This window comes from Streptantibioticus silvisoli, assembly GCF_027947535.2.
GTDB classification, from domain to species: Bacteria; Actinomycetota; Actinomycetes; order Streptomycetales; family Streptomycetaceae; genus Streptantibioticus_C; species Streptantibioticus_C silvisoli.
Genome location: NZ_JAAGKO020000007.1, coordinates 163309 through 176752, shown reverse-complemented (window position 1 = coordinate 176752; position 13444 = coordinate 163309). Strand labels below are relative to the sequence as shown.

At 76.2% G+C, this 13444-nt stretch carries 12 protein-coding genes; 7 read left to right on the top strand and 5 right to left on the bottom strand.

All coding sequences use genetic code 11. From position 1 onward, the window contains the following. Positions 1 to 47: 47 nt before the first annotated feature. Positions 48 to 2168, bottom strand: a complete 2121-nt coding sequence (locus tag POF43_RS07840; protein WP_271316143.1) for a putative bifunctional diguanylate cyclase/phosphodiesterase — start codon at positions 2166 to 2168, stop codon at positions 48 to 50. Beyond that, positions 2165 to 2470, bottom strand: a complete 306-nt coding sequence (locus POF43_RS07835) for an SAM-dependent methyltransferase (protein WP_271316144.1) — start codon at positions 2468 to 2470, stop codon at positions 2165 to 2167. The genes POF43_RS07840 and POF43_RS07835 overlap by 4 nt, the downstream gene beginning before the upstream one ends. 712 nt (positions 2471 to 3182) lie before the next feature. Here POF43_RS07835 and POF43_RS07830 point away from each other — a divergent pair. Both POF43_RS07830 and POF43_RS07825 read left to right on the top strand, forming a co-directional pair. Further along, on the top strand, positions 3183 to 4097 hold the full coding sequence (locus POF43_RS07830) for a L,D-transpeptidase family protein (protein ID WP_271316145.1): 915 nt from the start codon (positions 3183 to 3185) through the stop codon (positions 4095 to 4097). Between the two features lie 161 nt (positions 4098 to 4258). Then, positions 4259 to 5035 (top strand): aminotransferase class IV, encoded by a 777-nt coding sequence (locus tag POF43_RS07825; RefSeq protein WP_271316146.1) that lies wholly within the window; start codon positions 4259 to 4261, stop codon positions 5033 to 5035. A gap of 333 nt (positions 5036 to 5368) precedes the next feature. Here POF43_RS07825 and POF43_RS07820 read toward each other — a convergent pair whose 3' ends face one another. Beyond that, on the bottom strand, positions 5369 to 6388 hold the full coding sequence (locus POF43_RS07820) for a PHP domain-containing protein (protein ID WP_271323360.1): 1020 nt from the start codon (positions 6386 to 6388) through the stop codon (positions 5369 to 5371). Positions 6389 to 6633: 245 nt separating this feature from the next. On the opposite strand from POF43_RS07820, the gene POF43_RS07815 reads away from it, so the two are divergent. The 5 genes from POF43_RS07815 (at position 6634) to POF43_RS07795 (ending at position 12479) form a co-directional block, all read left to right on the top strand. Continuing rightward, positions 6634 to 8745, top strand: coding sequence for a SpoIIE family protein phosphatase (locus POF43_RS07815; protein WP_271323359.1), 2112 nt, complete (start codon positions 6634 to 6636; stop codon positions 8743 to 8745). Between the two features lie 448 nt (positions 8746 to 9193). Then, complete coding sequence (locus POF43_RS07810) at positions 9194 to 9817, top strand: GNAT family N-acetyltransferase (RefSeq protein ID WP_271317152.1); 624 nt, start codon at positions 9194 to 9196, stop codon at positions 9815 to 9817. Between the two features lie 173 nt (positions 9818 to 9990). After that, positions 9991 to 10326, top strand: coding sequence for a YnfA family protein (locus POF43_RS07805; protein ID WP_271323358.1), 336 nt, complete (start codon positions 9991 to 9993; stop codon positions 10324 to 10326). Between the two features lie 606 nt (positions 10327 to 10932). After that, entirely contained in the window at positions 10933 to 11967 is a 1035-nt protein-coding gene (locus POF43_RS07800; RefSeq protein ID WP_282704474.1) for an NAD-dependent epimerase/dehydratase family protein, read from the top strand. A 35-nt stretch (positions 11968 to 12002) separates the two neighbouring features. Next, positions 12003 to 12479 carry a GNAT family N-acetyltransferase gene (locus POF43_RS07795; RefSeq protein WP_271316013.1) on the top strand — a complete coding sequence of 159 codons (477 nt, stop codon included), beginning with the start codon at positions 12003 to 12005 and terminating at the stop codon, positions 12477 to 12479. 132 nt (positions 12480 to 12611) lie between these two features. Here POF43_RS07795 and POF43_RS07790 read toward each other — a convergent pair whose 3' ends face one another. Together POF43_RS07790 and POF43_RS07785 are read right to left on the bottom strand one after the other, a co-directional pair. Continuing rightward, entirely contained in the window at positions 12612 to 12899 is a 288-nt protein-coding gene (locus POF43_RS07790) for a hypothetical protein (protein WP_271316012.1), read from the bottom strand. A gap of 102 nt (positions 12900 to 13001) precedes the next feature. After that, positions 13002 to 13382 (bottom strand): hypothetical protein, encoded by a 381-nt coding sequence (locus tag POF43_RS07785; protein ID WP_271316011.1) that lies wholly within the window; start codon positions 13380 to 13382, stop codon positions 13002 to 13004. Between the last annotated feature and the right edge of the window lie 62 nt (positions 13383 to 13444).

Sequence of the window (13444 nt, the reverse complement as noted above, 5' to 3'; positions counted from 1 at the left end):
GCGCGCCGCCCGCCGGGTGAACCTGGGATCCGCCGTCCGGCGCGCCGTCAGCCGGCGGCCGGTCCCCGCAGCCCGTCGGCGATGCGCCGGGAGATCTCCTGCGGCGGTGCCGGGCGCCCGTAGTACCAGCCCTGCGCGGTGTCGCAGCCCATGGCGCGCAGCCGGGCCGCGTCGGAGGCCGTCTCGACGCCTTCAGCCGTCACCGTCAGCCCCAGGGTGTGCGCCAGCGACACCAGGCCGCCGACGATCCGCCAGCCGACCGCGTCGGGGCCGGACGCGCCGTGCAGGTCGCAGATGAACGCGCCGGCGATCTTCAGCTCCGACACCGGCAGGTCGCGCAGGTACGACAGGTTCGACCAGCCGGTGCCGAAGTCGTCCACGGCCAGCGACACGCCGAGGTCCACCAGCGCGTGCAGCGCCTGCAACGCGTGGTCGTCCGGCCCGATCACCGCCGTCTCGGTGATCTCCAGCAACAGCCGGCCCGGATCGAGCCCGCTCTCGCGCAGCACCCGCCCGACGTCGGAGACCAGCGCCGGATGCCGCGCCTGACGCACCGCCAGGTTGACGTTGAGCCGCGGTGCCGCGGTGCCGAAACGTTCCACCCAGTGCGCCGCCTGCTCACAGGCCCGCTCCAGCACCCACCGGCCCAGCGGCACGATCAGCCCGGTCTCCTCCGCCGTCGCCACGAACTCGTCCGGACCCAGCACCCCCAGCTCCGGGTGCCGCCAGCGCACCAGCGCCTCCACCGCGGTCAGCGAACCGTCCGCCAGCGCGCACAGCGGCTGGTAGTCGATGAAGAACTCGCCGCGGTCCAGCGCCATCGGCATCCGCACCGACATCGCGTACTGGCTGACCGCCATCGCGGTGCGCTGCGGGTCGAACACCGTCCAGCGGCCCCGGCCCTCCTTCTTCGCCCGGTACAGCGTCAGGTCCGCCGCCCGCACCGCCGCCCCCGGCGTGGTCGACGCCACCGGCCGCTCCAGCACCCCGATGCTCGCCCGCACCGCCAGCGTCTGGTCGCCGACCAGGAACGGCCGCGACAACGCCTCCAGCACCGCCTCCGCCACCGTCACACCGTCCTGCCGTCCCCGGCAGCGCTCCAGCAGCACCACGAACTCGTCACCGCCCAGCCGCGCCACCGGATGCCCCAGCGGCCCGATCACCGCCCGCAGCCGCTCCGCCACCGCCGCCAGCAGCCGGTCACCGGTCTCGTGGCCCAGGCTGTCGTTGATCGCCTTGAACCCGTCGAGGTCCACCGAGCACAGCCCGAACCGCGCGTCGGGCTCCGGGGCGTCGAAGACCGCCTCCAGCCGCTCGAAGAACGCCATCCGGTTCGGCAGCCCGGTCAGCGGGTCGTGCGTCGCCTGGAACCGCAGCCGTTCCTGGAGCCGGTGGCGCTCGGTGATGTCCTCCAGCATCGCCACCTGGTAGCACGGCACGCCGTCCTCGTCGCGGACCAGCGACACCGTCAGGTGCGTCCACACCACCGTGCCGTCCGGCCGGTAGAACGGCTTGTCGTACCGGAAGTGCTCCCGGCGGCCGGCGACCAGCTCCTCGTACGCCTCCCACACCCCGGGCGTGTCCTGCGGATGGACCAGGTCGGTGACCTTCACGTCGCGCAACTGCCGCGCCCCGGCGCCGAACATCTCCTCCAGCGCCCGGTTGACGGTCAGGACGGTGCCGTCCACCCCGGCGATCCCGATACCGACGGCGGCCGTTTCGAACACCGCGCTGAACCGGGCCTGCGACGCCCGCAGCGCCTTCTCCGCGCCCTGCCGCGCCAGGTCCACCGCCAGCCGGACCGCCTCCTGCTCGCGCAGCGTGCGGTCCCGCAGCGCCGCCGCCCAGCCCGCCGCGAACGCCCCGGCCACCGCCGCCGCCCGCCGCGCCGGGCACGGCAACCGGTGCAGCAGCACGACCGCGTCGGCCAGCAGCGCCGGGTCGGTGCAGTGCGCGTCGACCAGTTCGGCACCCGCCTGCCGGGCCGGTTCCGGGCCGAACGCGTCGCCCTGGCCGGCCCGCAGCAGCAACGCGGCGGTGCGCGACGCCAGCGGTTCCAGCGCCCGCGGCGGCACCGCACCGCCGTGCGGGTCCCGCAGCAGCCCGGCCCACGCCGTACGGAACCGCGCGCGGCCGTCGAGGTCCCCGCCCCGCGGTCCGGCGTTCACCCCGGCACACCCGCCCCGGCCGGGCCGGCCATCCGCACCGGACGCCCGCCCACCGCACCGGGGATGTCCGGGAGACGCCGGTGGCCGCGCTCCGCCGGATACCGCACCGCCCGGCGCGGGAGGCCGCGGTCCGCCCGCATGACGGGCGGCAGGCCCGGGCGCGGCCCGTCCGCCCGGCGGGCCTTCTCCCGGCCGGCGGCGACGTCGTGCGATCCGCCCGGACAGGCGTCGTGGACCCGGGCCGCGTCCGGCGTCCCCTGGTCGAGGCCCGGCGGAAGCCACTCGGACCGCGGTCCCGTCATCGCGCACCCCTCCGCCTGTCCTGCTTCCGGCACCAGGAAGCCTGCCCGCGTCCCCGCCGCCGCGCAACTCCTGTGTTGTCCCGGTTCCGGGTATCTTTCGCCGCCGCCGGCACGACCCACCGAAACGCCCCGGCCCCGGCCCGGCCACCGGCAGCGCCCCGCCGGCCGGGCGCGGTTCGCCCGGGGGAACGTGTACGGCGGTGCGGGACGGGCGAGTTGCCGACGCCCGCTCCGCCCGCGCGGGCCCGCGTCGACTTCACCGTTCCGCCCGTCCTCCGGTGGGGGTGCACCCGGTGCCGTGCGGCGGGCGGATGCCGTCGCGCGGTCCGGCTCCCGCACCCGCTCGCGCCGGGCGGCGTCTTCGCGTCGTCGCGGTCGAACGCCTGTCGTACGCCGACCCCCTTCGGGTCAACCGCCAGGCGGGTTCCGCTCGTCCGGGTGGCGCGACACGCCCGGACCACGCGGTGTGACGAATACCTGGCGGCCCCCGCTGCGCCCGGCGAACGAGCCGCTCCCACCGGCCCAGTTGAGCCGGTCGCGCACCCCCGCGGGCCGCTGACGTGCGCACCCGCCGACCGCCGGACGGGGGGACGGAGTTCGAGCGCGGGGGCCCGGCGCGTCTAAGGTGTCGATCGGCGTTCCCATCGGACAACCCCGCCAAACCCGGAACGCCGAACGGTACGGGAACCGGCAGACCCGACGAGGAGGAAGCGTGCCCCGACAAGCCAGTTCCGCCGGACCGACCTGGTCCGACGGAGTGGTCGAGACCCCGGACGCCAGGACCGCCACGCGGCCCGGCGCGCCCCGGGCACGTCACCGGGCACCGCGCGTCCGCCACGGCAGGCTGCGCGTCGCCGTCCTCGCCGCCGTCAGCGTCGGCGTCCTGGGCACGGTCGCGGTCCGCAGCTCGCCCGCCCTGTTCCGCCGCCCGACGGCCGAGGCCCTGCGCGCCGACACCGCCGCCCAGCCGCACGCCGCCACCCCCGCCGGCAGCCGCCGCGCCGTCCACCGCGACAACGCCGACAACGCCGCCGACGCCCCGGTCCGCCCCGGCATCGGCAGCGCGTTCGCCGCCCGCATCCCGGCCGGCGCCCGGCAGGCCCTCGTCGTGGCCGGCGACAGCTCGCACTCCGACGTCGCCGTCGCCACGCTGTGGACCCGCGACGCCCGCGGCCACTGGCACCCCGGCGCCGCCTGGCCCGCGCACAACGCGCTGCGCGGCTGGGACACCGACCACCAGGAGGGCGACCTGCACAGCCCGATCGGCGTCTACACCCTCAGCGCGGCCGGCGGCCTGTACGCCAACCCCGGCAGCCGGATGCCCTACGACCACTCCACCGCGTTCCGCGCCGTCGGCACCGGCTTCGAGGGCGAACCCCTCACCGACGCCTTCGACTACGTCGTCGCCATCGACTACAACCGGGTCCCCGGCTCCTCACCCCTCGACCCGCGCGCCCCGCTCGGCCCGCGCCGCGGCCAGGGCATCTGGGTGCACGTCGACCACGGCGGCCCCACCCACGGCTGCGTCACGCTGTCCAAGCCGCACATGGTCGAACTGCTCAAGGCGCTCAACCCCGCCGCCCACCCGGTCATCGTGATGGGCGACCGCTCCGCGCTGAACGCCTGACCCGCCCACGGCCCCTCGGCCGTCGCGACCGGTACGACACGCCCCCGGTGGCGCCACACCCACGGTGACGCCGCGCCCCCGTGACGTTGCGCCGGGGTCGCGTACCGGACGGTCCCTCAGGTTCCTGACAGCGGTGGCGGGCAGTGGCTAGGGTCGGCGGAATGAGCGAGCGGTACGAGATCGACGGCCGTCCGGTGACCGCCGAAGCGGTGCTGCCGCTGGCGACGGGCAACTTCGGCCATTTCACGGCGATGCAGGTGCGCGGTGGCGCGGCGCGCGGGCTGGACCTGCACCTGGGGCGGCTGGACTCGGCGACCCGGGAGCTGTTCGGCGGCGGCCTCGACGGCGGGCGGGTGCGGGAGGCGATACGCCACGCGCTGGCCGGCGGGCCCGCCGACGCCTCGGTGCGGGTGGTGGTCTTCCGGCCGGCCGGCGCGGTGGACGTCTCGCTGCTGGTGGCGGCGCGGGCCCCGGCGGAGGCGCCGCGCGAGCCGCAGAGCCTGATGTCGGTGGCGTACCAGCGGCCGGCGGCGCACCTGAAGCACCTCGGCGGTTTCGGCCAGGCGTACTTCGGGCGGCTGGCGCGGGCGGCCGGCTTCGACGACGCGCTGCTGACCGGGCCGGGCGGCGTCGTCAGTGAGGGCGCGGTCGCCAACATCGGCTTCCTGTCCGGGCGGACGCTGGTGTGGCCGGACGCGCCGGCTCTGGAGGGCACCGGGATGGGCGTGCTGGAACGGCGGTTGGCGGACGCCGGGCTGCGGGCCGAGCGGCGGACCGTGCGACTGGCGGACGTCGGCGGGTTCGACGCGGCGGTGCTGGTCAACTCGTGGGGCGTGTGGCCGGTCTGCCGGATCGACGACACCGTCCTGCCGTCCGGCGCGCCGGGCGTGGCCGAGCTGATACGGCTGTACGCCGGCGCGCCGTGGGACGTGGTCTGACCGCCGTAGGACGTGGTCCGGCCGCTCCGGGACGTGATCCGGTGCTGATGACGGCGCTGCGGACAGTGCCATCGGCGGCGGTGCTGTCGTTGAGGCCGTTCGACGTCGCCGTCCACGGGGGCCGTCCACGGGTGCGGTGCCGAGAGCGGTTCACGGGTGCCGTCCGCGGTGCCATGCGCGGTCGCCGTTCGACGTCACCGACCACCGGTGCCGTTCCACGGATGCCCTCCGCCGCGTCCCCCCGCCCCGGCCCGCGCCTCCGCCGCGTCCCCGCCCACGGCCCCCGCCTCCGCCGCGTCCCCGCCCGCGGTCCCCGCCTCCGCCGCGTCCCCCTCAGCGCCCGGCGCCCGTCCACGCCAGCAGCCGGTCCGCGCTCCAGGTCGTCACGATCCGTTCGGCCGGCACCGCGCAGTCCTCGGCGCGGGCGCAGCCGTACCCCTGCCAGTCCAGCTGGCCGGGGGCGTGCGCGTCGCTGTCCACGCTGAACAGCGTCCCGGCCTCCAGCGCCTCGCGGATCAGCGGCCGCGGCGGATCGAGCCGGTCGGGGCGGGAGTTGATCTCCACCGCGGTATCCGACGCGGCGCACGCGGCGAAGACCCGGGCCGCGTCGAACTGCGACTGCGGCCGGGTTCGCCCGCCGACCAGCCGCCCGGTGCAGTGGCCCAGCACGTCCACCAGCGGACTGCGCACCGCCCGCAGCAGCCGTTCGGTCATCTCCGCCGGGCCCATCCGCAGCTTGGAGTGCACCGAGGCGACCACCACGTCCAGCCGGTCCAGCAGCTCCGGCTCCTGGTCCAGCGAGCCGTCCGCCAGGATGTCGCACTCGATGCCGGTCAGCAGCCGGAACGGCGCCAGCCGCGCGTTGACCTCGGCCACCCGGTCCAGCTGCTCGCGCAGCCGGTCCGCCGACAGCCCGCTCGCGACCGTCAGGCTGGGGGAGTGGTCGGTCAGCACCGCCCACTCGTGCCCCAGACCGCGCGCCGCCCGCGCCATCTCGTCGATGGTGCTGCCGCCGTCGGACCAGTTCGAATGCAGGTGGCAGTCGCCGCGCAGCGCCGCCCGCAGCGCCCCGCCCGCCGCCGGATCGGGGCCGACGCGCCCGGCCTCCTCCTCCAGCGTCGCCAGGTAGTCCGGCGTGCCGCCCGCCAGCGCCTGCGCGATCACCTTCGACGTGGCGGGCCCGATCCCGGTCAGCGAGCCCAGCGTCCCGGCCCGGTCGCGGTCCGCCAGCTCCCGCCGCGACATCCCGCGCACCACCCCGGCCGCGTTACGGAACGCCCTGACCCGGTACGTCGACGCCCCGGCCCGTTCCATCAGGAACGCCACCCGTTCCAGCGCCTCCAGCGGCTCCACGCGCTCCACCTCCCGCGACCCGCCCGCCGGCCGGGGTCCGCCCCGGCCCGCACTCCACCGTGCCGCACCCGGCGCCCGACCGCGCGCCGGGGTCGCCGAGGGGGAAGCGACGCCGTGCCGCGCGGGCGCCGGGGCGGGAGGCCGCCTCGCGCTGCGGTGCCGCCGGGGCGGAGGCACGATGGGAGACGGTGGACCGCCGAACCCTGTCCTGGGCGGTTCGGCGACCGCGGCGGACGGAGGGTCGCATGGCTGCCACCGGACCGCCCGAGGGCGCCGGCCACGGCATCCCGCACGACGGGGCGGGCCAGGTCCGGCCGCCCACCACCGGGCTGCTCGACGACCTCGGGGTCGCCGCGGTCGTCCTGGAGGAGGACGGCCGCATCGCCCTGTGGAGCCCGCAGGCCGAGAAGCTGCTCGGTTACACCGCCGCCGAGGCCCTCGGCCACTACGCCAACCACCTCATCGTCGACGACGGCGACGCCCCCGACGCCGTCGCGCTGTTCGAACGCATGATGAACGAGACCGGCGCCTGGGCCGGGATCTTCCCGGTCCGGCACAAGGACGGCCGCATCCGCCGGGTCGAGCTGCGCGGCACCCGGCTGTGCGACGCCGAGGGCCGCGCCTACGCCCTCGGCCTGGCCGCCGAGGAGACCGCCGTCCGCGAGATGGAGACCGGTCTCGCGCTGTCCGTCCGGCTCGTCGCCCAGTCGCCCATCGGCCTGGCCGTCTTCGACACCGACCTGCGATTCGTCAGCGTCAACCCGGCCCTGGAACGCATCAACGGCGTCCCCGAGGCGGCCCACCTCGGGCGCACCAGCGCCGAGGCGCTGCCCGAGCTGGACAACGACACCGTCACCTCCGCCATGCGCGAGGTGCTGTCGACCGGCCGGCCGCTGGTCGACCAGCACGTCCTGGGCCGTACCGCCGCGGACCCGGGCGCCGACCACGCCTGGTCGGTCTCGTTCTACCGTCTGGAGGGCCCCGGCGGCCGGGTGCTGGGCCTGGCCGCCTCCGTGGTCGACATCACCGAGCGCTACCGCTCCGCCAGCGAGGCCGCCACCGTCCGCAGCCGCCTCGCCCTGATCGCCGACGCCTCCGAGCGCATCGGCACCACCTTGGACCTGGAACGCACCGCCCACGAACTCGCCGACCTGTGCGTGCCCGCCCTCGCCGACGTCGCCGCCGTCGACGTCCTCGACAGCGTCCTCAACGGCGCCCGCGGCGACCGGGCCGCCGGTTCCGGACAGCGCGAACCCGCCGCGTTCCGCGCCCTGGCGGTGGCCGCCGCCCGGACCGCCCTCGCGGTCCGCGCCGCCGACCAGCCCGGCGAGGTCGCCAACTACGACCCCGACCGGTTGATCACCCGCTGCGTGACCACCGCCCGGGCCGTCATGGTCCCGCACGTCACACCGCGCGACCTGAACCGCATCGCCCGCGACGAGGAGGCCGCCGGGCTGCTCGCGGAGGCCGGCGTCCACTCCTACCTGGCCGTTCCGCTGATCGCCCGCGGCGAGGTGCTCGGCGCCCTCGACCTCAAACGCGCCCGCAACCCGCTGCCGTTCACCCAGGACGACGAGACGCTCGCCACCGAACTCGCCGCCCGCGCCGCGGTCTGCATCGACAACGCCCGCTGGTACCAGAAACAGCGGCACGCCGCGCTCGCTCTGCAACGGCACCTGCTGCCGCACCAGCCGCCCGAACGCCCCGGCCTGGAGATCGCCTACCGCTACGCGCCGGCCGAGGGCCCCACGCAGGTCGGCGGTGACTGGTTCGACGTCATCAGCCTCACCGGCGACCGCACGGCGCTGGTCGTCGGCGACGTCATGGGCAGCGGCATCAACGCCGCCGCCACCATGGGCCAGGTCCGCACCGCCACCCGCACCCTGGCCGAACTCGACCTGGAACCCGACGCGTTGCTCCGCCAGCTCGACAAGATCACCTCCGGTCTCGAGGCCGGCATCGCCACCTGCGTCTACGCCGTCCACGACCCGCGTACCCGGATCTGCCGGGTGGCCGTCGCCGGCCACCTGCCGCCGGCGCTGAGCCGCCCCGGTGAACCGCCCCGGCTGCTGGACCTGCCCACCGGCGTGCCGCTCGGCGTGGGCGGCGTGCCGTTCGAGATCACCGCGATCCAACTGCGCCCCGGCGACCAGCTGGTGCTCTACACCGACGGCCTGGTCGAGACCCGCAACCAGTCGCTGGACGCCGGCCTCGACGACCTGCTGGCGCTGCTCGGCGAACCGGAGCGCCCGTTGCAGCAGACCTGCGACCTGCTGCTCGACACGCTGCGCCAGGGCAACGAGCCGGACGACGTGGCCCTGCTGGTCTCCCGCATCGGCCCCCCGCCCGCCGCCTGACGCCGGCGACGACGGACGCCGAGGGACAGGGTCTCCTCCCGGCGGGGCACGCCCCACCGACCCCCTCGCGGTGCGCCCTGGTTCGCCCGGCGGTCGTCAACCACCCTTCGGGCGACGGGTGTTGGCGCGCTTCGGCTCGGCGGTCGTCCCAGGAGCACGCGGACTCCGGAACGTTGTGAGGGCGGTCGTGCCGCCACGTCGGGCGGTCGCATCGCCACATCGGCGAACGGCGGACCGTGTCCAACTCGTCCCGCCCCGCCCGGCTCCCGGGCGGTTGATCTTCCCCGATCGGTTCCCGCTCCCGCCGGCGGCATGGCACCGTGGGCGTGTCGAACCGCAGCCGTGCCCCGGCGTCCGCCGGTGTACCGGCGCGCCCGCGGAGCCGAACCGGGCACCCGCGGCCGTACCCCGGCGCCCGCACCGAACACGCGTACCGAACCGAGGAGCCATGACGCCACCGCACACCTCCGCCCCGCCGATAGCCGTCCGCCGGGCCGCCGCCACCGACCGCGACGCCGTGGCCCGGCTGATCGGCGAGGCGTTCATGCGGGACCCGGTCAGCGAGTGGGTCTTCCCGGACGAGGAACAGCGCCGCGCGGTCCACCCGGCCTTCTTCGGCGTCTTCCTCGACGCGGCCCTGCGCGACGGCTGGGTCGACGTCACCGGCGACCTGACCGCCGCCGCGCTGTGGATGCCGGTCGGCACCGACGGCGCCCCGCAGAGCGACGCCGCCGGCGACGAAGCGTTCGCACGCCGGCTCGCCGAGGCCGGCGGCACCGAACGCGGCGGAATCGTGGGGGAGTTGACGGCCGCCGCGCACCCGTCGCAGCCGCACTACTACCTGCCGATCATCGGCGCCCTGCCCGGCCACCGCGACCGCGGCCTCGGCCGGGCCCTGATCACGCACGTCACCGACCGCTGCGACCGGGAGGGCGTCGCCGCCTACCTGGAGGCCAGCAACCCGCGCAGCCGCCTGCTCTACGAACGCCTCGGCTTCGTCTTCACCGGCACCAGCGTCGACCTGCCCGGCGGCCCCTCGCTGTGGCCGATGTGGCGCGCACCGCGCACGTAGTCCGCGTCCGGCGGGCCGGGGTGGTGCGGTCAGCGGGGCCCGGCGCGGTGCGGGGGCACCTCCCGGCCGGGCGCCGGGGGAGCGACGCGCCGGAGCGTCCCGACCCTAGACTGCCTACGCCCCGCCCCGCCCCCGTCGGCCGGGGCGTCCGACCGCCAGCAGGGAAGTCCGCCGTGCTCACCGCCCGTTCCGTCGCGTTGTTCGTACTCGCCGCCGTCTTCGAGATCGGCGGCGCCTGGCTCATCTGGCAGGGCGTGCGCGAACACCGCGGCATCGGCTGGATCGTGGCCGGCGTGGTCTCCCTCGGCGTCTACGGTTTCGTGGCCACCCTCCAGCCCAGCAGCGAGTTCGGCCGCATCCTCGCCGCCTACGGGGGCGTCTTCGTCGCCGGCTCCCTGATCTGGGCCATGGTCGCCGACCACTACCGCCCCGACCGCTTCGACGTGCTCGGCGCGGTGATCTGCCTGATCGGCGTCGGCGTGATCATGTACGTACCGCGCGGCCGCTGAGACGGCACGCCGTCCGCGCGGTGCTGTTGGGCGGTGCGCGGTCGGTGGTGCGGGTACGGGAGTTGACGCGGCGGGTGCGTGGACTCGTGCCGTACGCAAGGGAGTTGGCGCCCTCGGAGGGTGAGCCGCCATCGCGCGTCCGGACGTTGCGACCGGCGTCGCCGACACCGCCACCCGCGAGCCGAGCCGCCCTCGTGCGTCCGGACGTTGCCCCGGCCGGGGTGTGGACCGGCCTCGTGCGTACCGGAGTCGGCGCCCCCGGTGCGCCCGGCGCGTTACCCGGCACCGGAGTTGACCCCGCCGGCGCGCGCCTCCAGGACCTCACGCGTGCGCGTGGGTCGGCCCCCGCCACCGTTTCGCGCCCGACTGCCCTCGCGGACCTCACGCGTGCGTGTTGGTCGGCCCGGCGCCTGCGGAACCCGCCGTCGGCCGTGTGCGCATCGGCCTCGCACGTACCGGAGTTGACGCCTCCGGTAGGTGACCGGGCCTCGTACGCACGGGAGTCGACCGGGTGACGCGTTCTCTCGGCGGGTGGGGTGGTGGGCGGTCGCGGGGCGGGCGAACAACCGGGGGTGGCGTGGGAGCTTCGGGGGATACGATCCTGCGATGTCCCGCGCTCTCGTACTCGGCGGTACCGGCCTGATCGGCCGGGCCGTGGCCCGCCGGCTGCTCGACGCCGGGTGGCAGGTCGACCTGGCCGCCCGCGACGCCGCCCGGATGCCGGCCGGCCTCGCCGCCGACGGCGCCCGCTTCGTCACCGTCGACCGCGACGACCCGGCCTCGCTGGCCGGCGCGCTCGGACCCGGCGCCGACCTCGTCGTGGACTGCCTGTGCTACACCGCCGCGCAGGCCCGGCTGCTGCTGCCGCTGCTCAAGGACACCGCGTGCGGTGTGATGATCTCCGCGCGCGGGGTCTACGCCGACGCGTTCGGCAACCACGTCAACTCCGACGTCGCGCCGGTCTTCACCGGCCCGGTCCCCGAGACGCAGGCCACCGTCCCGCCCGGCGACGGCGACTACCGTACCCGCGAGGGCTACGGCGCCAACAAGGTCGCCGCGGAACACGTGCTGCTCGACAGCGGCCTGCCGGTGACCGTCCTGCGGCCCTCCCAGGTGCACGGCGAGGGCGGCGACCGGCCGCGCGAGTGGGTCTTCGTCAAGCGTGCCCTGGACCGGCGCCCGGCCGTCCTGCTCGCCCACCGCGGTGCCCGCCCGGTCCACCTGACCGGCGCCGCCAACCTCGCCGCCCTGGTCGAGACCGTCGCCGCCCGCCCGGCCGCCCGCGTCCTGAACTGCGCCGATCCCGACGCGCCCACCGGGCTCGACGTCGTGCGGCTGGTCGCCGCCCGCCTCGGCCACCGCTGGCGGGAGGTCCTGCTCGACGGCGACCACGACGGCCTGGGCCACCACCCGTGGAACACCCCGTATCCGCTGCGGCTCGACATGTCCGCCGCCGAGGCGCTCGGCTACGTCCCGGCCGGCGACTACGCCGCGCTCGCCGGGGTCGCGATCGACCGCCTCGCCGCCGCCGCCCGCCCCGGCGCCGCCGGACACGTGCTGCCCGGCGCCGACGAGGAGTACTTCGCGCCGCTGCTCGACTACGCCGCCGAGGACCGCTACCTCGCCGGGCGGACGCCGTGACGGCCGGGCGCGCTCCGGCGCCGCTCGTCGTGCCGATGACCGGCGGCCACGCCGGCCGGGTGCTGGAGATCTACCGGGCCGGCATCGACGAGGGCGACGCCACCTTCGAGACCGCCGTGCCCGCGTGGTCCGCGTTCGACGCCGCGAAGCTGCCCGCCCACCGGTACGTCGCCCTCGACCCGGTGCACGGGCACGTCATCGGCTGGATCGCCGCCTCGGCCGTCTCCGCCCGCCCCTGCTACGCCGGGGTCGTCGAGCACTCCGTCTACGTCGACCCCGCCGCCCGCGGTCGCGGGGTGGCGGCGGCCCTGCTCAACGCGCTCATCGCCTCCACCGAGGCGGCCGGCGTGTGGACCGTGCAGTCCGGGATCTTCCCGCAGAACGCGGCCAGCCTGGCCCTGCACGCCCGGGCCGGCTTCCGCGTCATCGGCACCCGCCACCGCGTCGGCCGGCGGCACGGCGTCTGGCGCGACGTCGTCCTGGTCGAACGCCGCAGCCCGCTGATCGACTGAGGCGGCGGGCGCACGCGCGGGGCGGGGACGCGCCGTGCAGCGCAGCCGTGGCGGAGGCGTGCGGTGGCGGGGAACGCGTGGCAGCCGGGGTTCCACGGCGCCGGTGCCCCGGGGCCCGTACCGCAGGGGACGTCAGGCGACCGCGCGTTCCGGCAGCGGCGTCTCGACGCCGCCGAGCAGGAGGGTGCACTGCGGCAGCCCGGAGCCGAACCTGGGCTGGTGCACCGTGACGCGGAACGGCAGCGGCGGATCGTCGGGCAGCTCACCGGCGACCAGCGTGGTCCCGGCGCCGCGCGGTGCGAGGTGGACGACCTCCTTGCCGTCCACCAGCAGATCGACCTCCCGGGAGACCCCGGAACGCACGGTCACGGTGATCGAGTGTCCGCCATGGTCGGCGTGGAACTGGTGGTGTCGGCCCATGACGCACCTCCGCGTTCGAGCCCCGGTCTCCGGCCGCCGGCGGTCGCGCGCCCGGCGCGGGCGCGTCGCGTCCGGCCGGGGCGGCGGGGTGCGGGCGGTCCGTCAGGACAGCCGGCGTCCGCGCCGCCGGGCCCGCCGGTTCTGCATGTTCGTGTGCGCGATGTAGTACACCGACGCGCCGAAGGCGAGCGCGCTCAGCAGCGCCACGCCCGTCGAACTCATCACCGAACGATGGGAGTTGAGGCTCAGCAGATAGCCCATCGCGACGCCGAGCAGCACCGCGTAGGCCACCGCGACCGTCTCCGACTGGCGTCCGTGCTGCCAGCGGCCGACCGCGTAGCACAGCACGAACAGCACGGCGGCCGACACCAGGGCGATCAGCCAGGTCAGGCCGGTGGACCAGCCGTTGTCACCGGCGACGAACGCGGCGTACAGGCAGTACACGACCGCCAGCGCCGCCGGCACCGCGACGGCCCCCGACACGCGTGGCAACGACGCTCGGTGGCCCCCGTGGCGCGATGATGGTCCCGATGAACGTGAACGAT